The sequence below is a fragment of the Pseudomonas agronomica genome (assembly GCF_025917275.1).
Taxonomy (GTDB): domain Bacteria; phylum Pseudomonadota; class Gammaproteobacteria; order Pseudomonadales; family Pseudomonadaceae; genus Aquipseudomonas; species Aquipseudomonas agronomica.
In genome coordinates, this window is record NZ_JAOSHO010000216.1 from 1 (window position 1) to 8,416 (window position 8,416).

Annotated in this window: 12 protein-coding genes; all 12 read right to left on the bottom strand. The window is 63.3% G+C overall.

Features of this window, described 5'->3' with window-relative positions; genetic code table 11:
• Positions 1-19 precede the first annotated feature (19 nt).
• The gene (locus OC610_RS16030) at positions 20-397 is read right to left on the bottom strand and encodes a hypothetical protein (protein WP_264428978.1); all 378 of its coding nucleotides are present in this window, start codon (positions 395-397) and stop codon (positions 20-22) included.
• 6 nt (positions 398-403) lie between these two features.
• The gene (gene hrpT, locus OC610_RS16035; RefSeq protein WP_030138399.1) at positions 404-613 is read right to left on the bottom strand and encodes an HrpT family type III secretion system protein; all 210 of its coding nucleotides are present in this window, start codon (positions 611-613) and stop codon (positions 404-406) included.
• Complete coding sequence (gene sctC, locus OC610_RS16040) at positions 610-2,760, bottom strand: type III secretion system outer membrane ring subunit SctC (RefSeq protein WP_264428979.1); 2,151 nt, start codon at positions 2,758-2,760, stop codon at positions 610-612. Before sctC ends, hrpT begins: the two co-directional genes overlap by 4 nt.
• Positions 2,753-3,178, bottom strand: coding sequence for a type III secretion system chaperone (locus OC610_RS16045; RefSeq protein WP_264428980.1), 426 nt, complete (start codon positions 3,176-3,178; stop codon positions 2,753-2,755). The genes sctC and OC610_RS16045 overlap by 8 nt, the downstream gene beginning before the upstream one ends.
• Positions 3,165-3,389 carry a type III secretion protein HrpF gene (locus tag OC610_RS16050; protein ID WP_264428982.1) on the bottom strand — a complete coding sequence of 75 codons (225 nt, stop codon included), beginning with the start codon at positions 3,387-3,389 and terminating at the stop codon, positions 3,165-3,167. The genes OC610_RS16045 and OC610_RS16050 overlap by 14 nt, the downstream gene beginning before the upstream one ends.
• 286 nt (positions 3,390-3,675) lie before the next feature.
• Positions 3,676-4,257 carry a type III secretion system stator protein SctL gene (gene sctL, locus OC610_RS16055; RefSeq protein WP_264428984.1) on the bottom strand — a complete coding sequence of 194 codons (582 nt, stop codon included), beginning with the start codon at positions 4,255-4,257 and terminating at the stop codon, positions 3,676-3,678.
• Positions 4,235-4,822 (bottom strand): hypothetical protein, encoded by a 588-nt coding sequence (locus OC610_RS16060; RefSeq protein ID WP_264428985.1) that lies wholly within the window; start codon positions 4,820-4,822, stop codon positions 4,235-4,237. Before OC610_RS16060 ends, sctL begins: the two co-directional genes overlap by 23 nt.
• Positions 4,819-5,694, bottom strand: coding sequence for a type III secretion system inner membrane ring lipoprotein SctJ (sctJ, locus tag OC610_RS16065; RefSeq protein WP_264428986.1), 876 nt, complete (start codon positions 5,692-5,694; stop codon positions 4,819-4,821). Before sctJ ends, OC610_RS16060 begins: the two co-directional genes overlap by 4 nt.
• Positions 5,695-5,707: 13 nt before the next feature.
• Positions 5,708-6,082 (bottom strand): type III secretion system inner rod subunit SctI, encoded by a 375-nt coding sequence (sctI, locus tag OC610_RS16070; protein WP_264428987.1) that lies wholly within the window; start codon positions 6,080-6,082, stop codon positions 5,708-5,710.
• A 26-nt stretch (positions 6,083-6,108) separates the two neighbouring features.
• Positions 6,109-7,038, bottom strand: coding sequence for a harpin HrpZ family protein (locus OC610_RS16075; protein ID WP_264428990.1), 930 nt, complete (start codon positions 7,036-7,038; stop codon positions 6,109-6,111).
• A gap of 58 nt (positions 7,039-7,096) precedes the next feature.
• Positions 7,097-7,306, bottom strand: coding sequence for a hypothetical protein (locus tag OC610_RS16080; RefSeq protein WP_030138390.1), 210 nt, complete (start codon positions 7,304-7,306; stop codon positions 7,097-7,099).
• Positions 7,307-7,398: 92 nt separating this feature from the next.
• Positions 7,399-8,322 carry a sigma 54-interacting transcriptional regulator gene (locus OC610_RS16085; protein ID WP_264428992.1) on the bottom strand — a complete coding sequence of 308 codons (924 nt, stop codon included), beginning with the start codon at positions 8,320-8,322 and terminating at the stop codon, positions 7,399-7,401.
• Between the last annotated feature and the right edge of the window lie 94 nt (positions 8,323-8,416).

Here is an 8,416-nt window from a genome sequence, read left to right on the forward strand (position 1 = left end):
TGGGCTCACGGAAATTGTTTCAGTACATCACCGCATAATCATCGAGGTCTTCCAGGCCCAACAGTGCCAACTGCCGGGACTGGATCACATCGAGCATCTGCGACGATATTGGTGATTCCGGCAGGGCCTGCCAAACCACCAATGCGCGCTGTGGATCGAGAAACAGGAACAGCTGCGCGTATTCACCCGGCTGGGCGAAACGTCGTTCGAGGGCGTGCTGCATCTGGTTCGCCCGTAATGCCTGGCTGTGCACCTGCAAGGCGAGCCCCACGCTGTGAGGTTCACGTCGCAGGCAGAACTCGATGCCCGGGGCAATTTCCCAATACGTCGCGATGCCGGCGATGATGTTTTTCTGAAAAGCCTGGCGCGTGCTTACGCTGTGTACCGAAAAAGACATACCGTTTCAGTTCTCCAGTGGAACGACCGTGTGGTCGAGCGGGTGTTCAGGTGAACCCAGGCCGCCGCGCATGCCCGGCGACCACCAGATCACCAGCCGGCCGGTGTCGGGTTCGGCGCGGTCGCACGCATCGCCCTGGCAGCCCCAGCGGCTTGCACAGCCGGCAAACACTGGCAGGCTCAGCAATATGACGAGTAGCTTCAGCGTGCGACTCATGGCGTGGTCCTCGCACTGGTTTGCAGGAGAGAAGAGCGTCCGCCGCCTGGCGTGCGCTTGGGTTGTTTCATGACGACGAAGACTTCCGTTTCTTCGCCCGGCTCAAGCCACACCTTCGGCCAGGCGGAAGCGGCCAGCGTCCAGCGGGTGCTGCAGCTCGCCTCGTCGAAACGCAGCCGATGACTGCCCTCGTTGCGCACCACGCCCACGGCGATTCCGTAGTCGGGGCCGGCGAACCATTGGGCCCTTGTGGCGTCCAGGGACAAGCCAGGCTGCAAGGCACACAGCGTGTCGGGCGAATAGGGGATCGAGGCGGCCTGCTTGAACGTCGCCGGGATATTGCCGTCGGCCAGTTGCGCGAGGACATCGCTGACCTCGACGCGACCGACGGGCCGCGTGCCGTTGCGGCGTTCTTCCAGGCGCGCCATGGCGCTGTCCACTTGTTCGCGGTCGAGCGCGGAGATGTAGCGAGCCGGGTCGACCTGGTCACCGATCAGGCGGGGCGTGAGGATGAACACCCGTTCGCGGCGACTGGTCTCGCGCGTGGTCGAGGAAAACAGCAGCGGTCCGATCAGCGGGATACGCCCCAGCCACGGCACCCGCTCAAGGTTGTCCCCGGTTTCTTCGGTATGAAAGCCGCCCACCACCAGCGAGCGGCTTTCTCCCATCACCGCCTGGGTGCTGACCACGCCCCGGCGCACGCTGGGGGTCTGTTGGCCGACTTCCGAGGGTTCGATGCGGCCGTCTTCGATGTCCAGGGACATCTGGATCTGGTTGCGGCCGCCGGTCTCGATGGCGTGGGGCACGACTTGCAGGCTGGTGCCGGCGGTGATGGGCTCGACGGTGGCCACGCGTTCGCCGATGGCGGAGATGTACTCGGTCTTGCTGAAGTCGATGACCGCCGGCTGGTTTTCCAGGGTCAGCACCGATGGATTCGCCACCACCGAGGCCAGGCCACGACCTTCCAAGGCCCGTAGTTGGGCGGAGAAATCGCCGTAGTCCTGGATGAACACCGTTGAGCTGGCGCCAGGACGAATCATCGAGGCGCCGCCAATCAGGTCGCCGCTTTCAACGTTCCAGTTCGACGCCAGCTCGGCCAGTTGGGTGCGGTCGATGTCGAGGATGATCGCGTCGATTTCCACGAGTTTGCGCGGCACGTCCACATCACGAATCAGCGGTGTGTAGATTTCCCGCCGTTTGGGTGAGTCGTAGATGAGCACCGCGTTGTTGCGCACGTCGGCTTCGACACGGATCCGGCCGCGGCCGCCGTTCCCGCCGTTCCCGCCGGGCTGCACGCGGTTGGTGTTCGGGCGCCCCATGCCGTTCAACGCCAACTGCTCGATGTTGCTCATGCTCATGGATTGCTGGGTCTGCATGTTCTGGAACGCCGCTTGGGGCGAGGCCGCCTGCATCCCTCCGGAAACGGCGCTGCGGCTTTCCAGCAGACCTTTCAGGATGGTCGCGACCCCAGGAATCACCAGCGTATCGCCCCGGTACTTGACGCTGCGGTCGGCGGCGGTGGCGTAGCGCAGCGGGAAGCTGATCACTTCCTGCTTCTCTTCGGGTGTCTTGCGTGCTTCGGCGAACTGCGCCACCAGGCGCACGTAGCGCTCCGGGCCGGAGACCAGGACCACCCCTTCGTCGGGCAATTCGCCCCAACCGAAGCGCGGGTCCAGCAGGCCGATGTCGATCAAGGCTTGCTTCATGTCCGGTGCCGCGTCGGCAGAAACCTCCAGTCGCTTGGAGTCCTGGTTCTGCAACGGACTGACGTACAAGGTGTTGCCGTACATGAACCACTGGAAGCGATTTTCCAGGCCGAGCCGATCGAGGAACGCCTGGGGACTTTCAGCCCGCATCCGGCCGTCGACGGTGCCTTTCACGGTGCCGTCGAGCACCAGTTGCACGCCAAAGGTGTTGGCAAAATCGCCAAGTACCTTGGGCAATGGTGTGTTCTGGGCATCGTAGGCGTACGGCGTGTTCTTCCAGTCGGTCGGTACTGCCGCCTCTGTCGGCATGCCCGCGCCCAGCGCGCCGGCCAAGGCCAGCGCGAGCAACGAGGCTTTCATCCAGCGACGCGCGATCGACCGGCGAAGGTCAACCTTGCCAGCGGACAACGAAGGGTACGGTGCAAGCCACCTGTTAGGCATGGCGGATTCCTGTTCCGAGCAAGTGAAAATGCGAGGGACGTTGCGCGACGGCGCGTGGGCTTTTATGAAGGGCCGACTGCCAGGTGTCCCGCTGGTTGAGCAATGCTTCGAGCGTTTCGAGCAGATCGTCGAGGTGGGCGTCCTGCGCCAGGTGCGCCAGCAGCCACAACCGATCGTCCTGGGGCGAACGGGCCAGCGCACCGGGGAATCGCGAGAGGCTGGGGTGCGCCAGCCGCAGGATGTCTTCCAGCGACGCCTCGTTGCCCATCGCGACGTTCAACTCGACTGACACCAGCAGGCCGCCTTCGAGGCGGTTGAAAACCGCTTCGCCGTCGTCGACGACAATGGCGAAACGCTCGGGGCCATCGACGCTGACGCGCCAGCGGGCGAGCTGTGTGCGCAGCTCATGGCATTGCATCGATGATCGCCTTGGCGAGGTTGTGGTGGGCTGTGGTTTGTTGGGTGGCCGCATTCACCGCGACCGACATGCCGTTCATGCTGGTGAAGAACGAATGCATGTCGTCCAGTGATTGACTCTCTGCGGCGTTCATTGCTGCGTTGTTGACGTTATCGGTCGCGCGCTGGAAGTAGGTGTCGAGGCGGCGCTGTAGGGCATCGATAGAAGACATGGACGGTTCCTCCGAGATAGGCGTGTTCACCGGGTGAGTGGTGGTTACGCCAGTGGCGGTTCCGCGGAAAGTGAGGAAAAGATTGGGTGGCGAGAATGATCCTGCTCCCGCTGGTTTTGTAGGAGCTGCCGAGCGAAGCGAGGCTGCGATCTTTTCACTACTCATTGAAGCTTGAGCAAAAGATCAAAAGATTAAAAGATCAAAAGATCGCAGGCTTCGCCAGCTCCTACAGAGCCAAGCGGGAGCAAGCTCCCTCGCCACGGAATTTGGGGCGTCTGCACTGGCGTTACGGCTGAGGATCGGCGGGGCGCAACGCGTTGACAGCCGTTTCCCAGTCGAGCAGGAACGTCCCTCCCGGCGTTTCCAGCTTTAGCTGGTGGACAGCCAGGCTGGCGTCCGCGACGGGTGTCCAGGGACGCTCGCCCGCCGCGCCCAGGTTTTGCGCCAGGCGTGCAAGGTCATCGGGATGGCAGCGAAGGGTGGCCTCTATCGGGTCGTCCTGGCGGGTCGCTAGCTGACGCACGAGCGCATCGATCCGTGCCTGCTCCGGGACATCGTCCAGCAGCGTCCCCAGGGCCTCGTTGACCAGCTGCGCGGCGCTGGTCTCGATCCGTTCCCACATGGCCTGGCGCTGGCTTTCCCAAGCGGCGAGCACGGTTTCGGCGTTCTCCCAGAATTGCGCTTGAGCCTCGATCACCGCGGCGTCGGCCTGCTCGGCGGCGCGTGCGATCAACTGCGCGGCCTGTGCCTGGGCGTGTTCGAGTACGGCCTGGGCACGGCCACAATCCACCAGGGTTTCATAAGGGATGTAAGGCTGTTGCAAGCCTTGACCTTCGGGGCGTAGTTCAAGCGAGCGCCGGGCGAGCATCGTGCATCTCCGTTTGGGTGGTCGCTGGCGCCAGGCTTTGCTCGGCTTTCCAGCAGGCGGACTGCCAGAGCGTGTTGAGCTTGGCGGCGGGCGGTTGTGGGGTGGGCTGCGATTCGAGGGCGACGATCCTGGCGCGAGGAAAGGCCAGGCGCGCCCGCTCCCAAGTTCTCTCTCCCAGCCAGGCGCGTAGCAGTACAAGCGAATCCTGGTCCCGTTCGAGCCAATGGCCGGGACGCAGGGCCTTGGCGGTGCGCTCGCACCAGGCTTGATCCTGTGCGCCAAGCTCGTCGGATACGGTCAGCGGCGAGCAAGTATTCGCCACCAATCGACAAGCAAGGTGCAGGGTTCGAGGCGTGCCGCAACACAGCGAAACCACCGAAGGATCAGGCGGTGGCGGCATGCACGGCGTGATGCCGAAACGGCGCGCCAATGCGGCATGATGCCCTCGTGCCAAGGCGTCCAGTTGTGCGGCGGGCAACAGGCCAAGCGCCGACGGATACCAGTCCCGATCGGCCTCGCGCCACGCAAGACTCCACCAGCGAACCCAATCGAGCGTCGCGTTCATGCCGCCGTTCCGTTGTTGTCAGGCTTGGCCCCTGGGGTTTTCACGGCGAACAGCGACGGTGTCGCGCCGCTCGGTTGCGACGCCTGCGTTGCGGCCTTGCGTTCGAGAAAACGCGGCAGTACCAGCACGCCGTTTCGCCACAGCCGGTAGAGGCCGTACAAGACACCTGCCAAGAACACGAACAACGTGACGCTGGCCGCGACGGTCATGGCGCGCCAATAACCGACGTCTTCGGCCTGCATGAGGAACGGTCCGAAATACGCCATCTTGCGCCGCTCCTGATAAGCCGCGGCGGGCACGAAGACCACCGACAGCTTGGCCGGGTTCTGGGCCGCGTCGGCCATGCCGGGGATCCCGCTGGCGACCAGGTTGCGCACGCGCGGCGTGATGCTGTCGGGATCGAGGGCACTGGTGTGCTTGATGAACACCGAGGCCGAGGCCGGTTGGACCGGCTCGCCAGGCGCGACCCGTTCCGGCAGGACCACATGGACCCGGGCGAGCACCACGCCATCGATTTGCGACAGCGTCGATTCAAGCTCCTGGGACAGTGCGTAGATGTAGCGGGCGCGCTCTTCCATCGGCGTTGAAATCACCCCTTCCTTGCGGAAGATCTCCCCCAGGCTGGACCGCGACCGGCGCGGCAGGCCGGCCGCTTCCAGCACCTGCACGGCGCTGTTCATGTCGGCCGGCTCGACCAGTACGGTCAGCCCGTCCTTGTCGACCTGCTTGCTGGCTTCGACGTTCTTGTTCGCCAGCTCGGCGATCACTTCATTGGCATCCTGCTCGGACAGGTGACTGTGCAGCGCGGTCCTTTCGTCGCAACCGGCGAGCAACAGGCACAGCACTAGAGATGAGAACGCGCGCATGAACATGACCGGCTTCCCTTTACTGGAGATTGGTGAGTTTCTCGATGGCCTGGGAGCCCTTGCTGACGATCTTCGCCGTCATCAGGCTCTCCAGGTGGAAGGAGGACAGCGACCGGTTCGACTGCAACATGTCTTGCGGATCGGCGGTGCGGATGGCCTTGAGCATGTCGCGGTTGGCCCGGTCATCCAGGCGCTGCAACTCGCCGGAGCGGCTGGACAGTGAATCGATGATCCTCGCCGCGACGTTGTTTTCGCTGTCGGGGACCGGGGGTTTTTCATGCATTTGCGCGTTGAACCAGCTGACATCGCTGGTCTCGGCGCGCGCGTGTGGGCTGGCGCCGGTTTTTGCAGCGGTGGAGGCAACGCTGGTGGTGTCGATGGCTTGGACGGTCATGGGTTTCTCCAATTCAAAGGTGGGCTTCAGGCGTACATCAACTTCAAGACGTTGCGAGCGCTACCGGTGACGCTCAGGTGGAACTCGATTTCTTCCCGGCTGCGCCGACCGCGCCGCATCATCGGGGCGTGCTGGCCGGACAAGCGGGCGAGGGCCAGGTCCAATTCTTCCAGGGCAAGTTGGAACAAGCGGGTTTCGCCAGCATCCAGGGGCTCGCCACAGGCAACACGTTCGGTCCATGTCCACCGCTCTGCATCGGGGCCCGTTGGCGGGGGATAGCGCGTCGGGTGCTGGTCCATGAATCGCGCGACTTCGAACAGCAGGTCCTGGTCGTCCGGCTCATAGCGCGCCTGGCCCTGGTCTTCGTCGATGTCCAGCAGCGTCAACAGTTTCCTTCGGCCCAGTACCGCGATGATCTGCAACAGCAGCGACAGGCTCGTGTCATGACGACTGCGCCGCGTGGCGTGGTCGCCTTCCATCTCCCAGGCGCCAAACAGTGCGCCGCAGAATGGGTTGTTGGCGTTGCCGAAATCGCCCTGGCTGTCGACGTCGTTGTCGCCGATGGGCTGGCGGCGATGGGCGAGCATCTGCGCCAGGTCGTTGAACAGGTCTTCGTTGGAATAGGCGTCATCGATATCCACGTCGAGCGTGGAGCCGGTGCCACCGTTGATCTCTTCAAGAATGTCTTCGAGCACCAGGTGCAGAGGCGCTTCGGTCTCTGCCGCCAGTCTGTCCTGCGGGCTGGGTAGACCTGGCCGTGACTGGCCGCCTGTCGAGCCGTGCTCGCTGCTCCACTGTACAAGCGATTCGCGCAATCGATTGCCCGCAACGGGGAGCGCCAAATGTTCGGCAAGCAGATTCGCCAGGCCCACCGAGGTCGAGGCGGGGCGTTGCGTCGCGTCGTCGCGGAGCAAGTCCTTGGGAATATGAGGGCTGTCGGGCGAATGGATCTGCATAGGGCCTCCTCTCATCGCACGTGAGGTTCCCCGCCGGAGCGGGGCTGGAGCGAGAGGGTCAGAATCGTATGTTTTTCGAGGCCTCCCCCATGGCGGTGATGGCCTTGGTCGCGCTGTCCATCGACTCCGCTGAAATGGCATTCATGGTGTCGGCGACCAGTTTTTTCTGATCGAATTGGGATTTCATGGTCGTCATCGCCGCCGACGTGGCGTCCATCTGCTGCATGGCAGCCATGGAGGCGGCGAGAGAAGCTCCACCGAAACTCATAGTCGTATCTCCGGATTGTGGAATGGCGAGACGATCGTGAACGTCTCGACGATTAAGTGGCGACCGCTATGCAAACGGTTCCACCGATCCACTCAACTCGAGGAGATTTGCAGGCACTTCATCCGGTAGTACAGGGTGCGCCGGGCGATGCCCAGTTCGGCGATGACTTTGTCGATGCAGTGATGGTGACGGCGCATGCAGTCTTCGATGAGGATCTTTTCGAACTGCTGCAGATGTTCCTTGAGCTTGAGCGTCGAGCTGTTGTTCTCCAACTGCTCGGCGCGGGGCAGCGCCGGAAGGCCGAGCACGTAGCGCTTGGCGGCCGATTGCAACTCGCGAATGTTTCCGGGCCAGGCGTAGCCGAGCAACTGGCGCAACAGTGCGGGCGATGGCGCGACGTAAGGCCGGTCCAGCGCTTGCGCCTCCCGCCGCACGAGCGTCTGGAACAGCGGCACGATGCGTTCCTTGCGGCTACGCAGCGGCGGCAACTTTAGGCTGATGATGTTCAGGCGGAAATAGAGGTCCCGGCGAAATTCGCCGCGTTCGACCATGTCCGCCAACGGGCTTTGGGCCGAGGCGATCACCCGCATGTTCACCGGAATGTTCTGGGTCGAGCCCAGCCGCTGCACCGTTCTGGATTCAAGGACCCGCAGCAGCTTGGCTTGCAGCCCCAGCGGCATGCTGTCGATTTCATCCAGGTAGAGCGTGCCGTTGTGCGCGGCTTCGACGAACCCCGCGCGATTCTGGCTGGCCCCGGTGAATGCCCCGGTATTGGCCCCGAAGAGTTGGCTCTCCGCCAGGGACTCGGGGATGGCGGCGCAATTGATGGCAACGAATTTTCCGGACCGGCCGGACAGGCTGTGGATCTTTTCCGCCAGGGTGTCCTTGCCAGTGCCGGTTTCGCCGCGCAACAGCACATCGACCCCTAGCGGGGCCACGCACTGGGCAAACGCCTCAAGGTTGAGAGCATCCTCTTTGGTGGAAGTGGAAAGTGCAGCGCATAGCAACTTTTGCATCACTGACGATTCCATTTTTTGTTTGGTTTAGGAGGGTCGACAAGTAAAACGATGAAAAGGCGTGTACAACTTCCTCGATATATAGCGCCGCCGC

Coding starts and splice junctions, on each gene's coding strand:
- OC610_RS16030 (WP_264428978.1), bottom strand. CDS start 397: ATGTCTTTTTCGGTACACAGCGTAAGCACGCGCCAGGCTTTTCAGAAA.
- hrpT (WP_030138399.1), bottom strand. CDS start 613: ATGAGTCGCACGCTGAAGCTACTCGTCATATTGCTGAGCCTGCCAGTG.
- sctC (WP_264428979.1), bottom strand. CDS start 2,760: ATGCCTAACAGGTGGCTTGCACCGTACCCTTCGTTGTCCGCTGGCAAG.
- OC610_RS16045 (WP_264428980.1), bottom strand. CDS start 3,178: ATGCAATGCCATGAGCTGCGCACACAGCTCGCCCGCTGGCGCGTCAGC.
- OC610_RS16050 (WP_264428982.1), bottom strand. CDS start 3,389: ATGTCTTCTATCGATGCCCTACAGCGCCGCCTCGACACCTACTTCCAG.
- sctL (WP_264428984.1), bottom strand. CDS start 4,257: ATGCTCGCCCGGCGCTCGCTTGAACTACGCCCCGAAGGTCAAGGCTTG.
- OC610_RS16060 (WP_264428985.1), bottom strand. CDS start 4,822: ATGAACGCGACGCTCGATTGGGTTCGCTGGTGGAGTCTTGCGTGGCGC.
- sctJ (WP_264428986.1), bottom strand. CDS start 5,694: ATGTTCATGCGCGCGTTCTCATCTCTAGTGCTGTGCCTGTTGCTCGCC.
- sctI (WP_264428987.1), bottom strand. CDS start 6,082: ATGACCGTCCAAGCCATCGACACCACCAGCGTTGCCTCCACCGCTGCA.
- OC610_RS16075 (WP_264428990.1), bottom strand. CDS start 7,038: ATGCAGATCCATTCGCCCGACAGCCCTCATATTCCCAAGGACTTGCTC.
- OC610_RS16080 (WP_030138390.1), bottom strand. CDS start 7,306: ATGAGTTTCGGTGGAGCTTCTCTCGCCGCCTCCATGGCTGCCATGCAG.
- OC610_RS16085 (WP_264428992.1), bottom strand. CDS start 8,322: ATGCAAAAGTTGCTATGCGCTGCACTTTCCACTTCCACCAAAGAGGAT.